The organism is Pantoea sp. Fr+CA_20 (assembly GCF_024520835.1).
Lineage (GTDB): Bacteria > Pseudomonadota > Gammaproteobacteria > Enterobacterales > Enterobacteriaceae > Pantoea > Pantoea allii.
Genome location: NZ_JALNPN010000044.1, coordinates 1 through 1,221 on the forward strand (window position 1 = coordinate 1; position 1,221 = coordinate 1,221).

The following is a 1,221-nucleotide window of genomic DNA, read 5'->3' on the forward strand; positions in this document are numbered from 1 at the left end:
TGACCTGCCCCCAGTATTAGATACAACCATCAGTTAGTAATGTCGGTTTGTTTACCTTCACATTTTCCATTCCGCCACCGTGCTGCAAACTCTGATGGCGTCTGATAATTCAGTGCTGAATGCGGACGATACTCGTTATAATCCTGCCGCCAATCTTTAATGACTTTCCTGGCGTGAACGATATCGCTGAACCAGTGCTCATTCAGACATTCATCGCGAAATCGTCCGTTAAAGCTCTCGATAAATCCGTTCTGCGTTGGCTTGCCCGGCTGGATTAAGCGCAACTCAACACCATGCTCAAAAGCCCATTGATCCAGTGCGCGGCAGGTGAACTCCGGCCCCTGGTCAGTTCTTATCGCCGCCGGATAGCCTCGAAACAGCGCAATGCTGTCCAGAATGTGTGTCACCTGCACGCCTGAAATCCCAAAGGCAACAGTGACCGTCAGGCATTCCTTCGTGAAGTCGTCCACACAGGTCAGGCACTTGATCCTGCGACCGGTGGCGAGCGCGTCCATGACAAAATCCATCGACCAAGTCAGGTTGGGCGCCGCCGGGCGGAGCAGCGGCAGACGTTCTGTTGCCAGCCCTTTACGACGACGTCTGCGTTTAACGCCCAGCCCGTTCAGATGATAAAGGCGGTACACGCGCTTGTGATTAACCAGAAGCCCTTCACGGCGCAGTAACTGCCATATGCGGCGATAGCCAAAACGCCTGCGCTCCAGTGCCAGTTCAGTAATGCGCCCTGATAAATGGGCATCATCCGCCGGACGCTGAGCGTCATAGCGGCAGGTCGACAGGGACAAACCTGTGAGTCTGCAGGCACGACGTTGCGACAGACCGGTCGCACCACACATAAACTCAACGGCTTCCCGCTTCTGGTCTGTCGTCAGTACTTTCGCCCCAGAGCCACCTGGAGTGCCTCCTTATCCAGCATGGCTTCGGCAAGCAGCTTCTTGAGTCTGGCGTTCTCTTCTTCAAGCGACTTCAGGCGCTTAACCTCGGGCACCTCCATACCACCATACTTCTTACGCCAGGTATAAAAGGTGGCGTCGGAAATGGCGTGCTTGCGGCAGAGTTCACGGGCAGAAACCCCGGCTTCAGCTTCGCGGAGGATACTGATGATCTGTTGGTCGGAAAAACGCTTCTTCATGGGAATGTCCTCATGTGGCTTATGAAGACATTACTAACATCGCGGTGTATTAATCAACGGGGAGCAGGTCA

Annotated in this window: 1 protein-coding gene; it reads right to left on the reverse strand. The window is 54.3% G+C overall.

The genetic code is table 11. The features are described from left to right. Positions 1 to 29: 29 nt before the first annotated feature. Positions 30 to 1,150, reverse strand: a protein-coding gene (locus NR177_RS23700) for an IS3 family transposase (protein WP_109718365.1) whose coding sequence is annotated in 2 segments (ribosomal slippage) — positions 30 to 892 and positions 892 to 1,150 — 1,122 coding nt in all. Because the reading frame shifts where the segments join, the coding sequence is not laid out codon by codon here. Positions 1,151 to 1,221: the final 71 nt, after the last annotated feature.